Origin of the sequence: Paenibacillus oleatilyticus, assembly GCF_018998565.1 — a bacterium.
Taxonomy (GTDB): Bacteria; Bacillota; Bacilli; order Paenibacillales; family NBRC-103111; genus Paenibacillus_G; species Paenibacillus_G oleatilyticus.
On sequence record NZ_JAHNZO010000174.1, the window covers coordinates 1 to 345 of the forward strand.

Annotated in this window: 1 protein-coding gene; it reads left to right on the forward strand. The window is 65.2% G+C overall.

Annotation, left to right across the window (positions count from 1 at the left end; translation table 11 throughout):
* On the forward strand, positions 1-345 hold a 345-nt coding region (locus KQX66_RS39090), incomplete at both ends, for a metalloprotease PmbA/TldD family protein (protein WP_216798446.1).

Sequence of the window (345 nt, forward strand, 5' to 3'; positions counted from 1 at the left end):
GTGTATCACCGCCAACGCAAAGGCAGCGCCTCTTCCACCGATCTCAGTCCGGACGCCATCGCCCGCACCGTACAGGCGGCGCTGGACATCGCGCGCTACACCTCTGAAGATCCCTGCGCCGGCCCGGCGGAGAAAGATCTGCTGGCGTTCGAGGCGCCGGATCTCGATCTGTTCCACCCGACCGAGCTGGACGCCGAGCGCGGCATCGAGCTGGCGGCGCGCGCCGAGCAGGCTTCGCTGGCGGCGGACAAACGCATTACCAATACCGAAGGCGGCAGCTTCAACAGCCACTACGGCATCAAGGTGTTCGGCAACAGCCACGGCATGCTGCAAAGCTACTGTTCC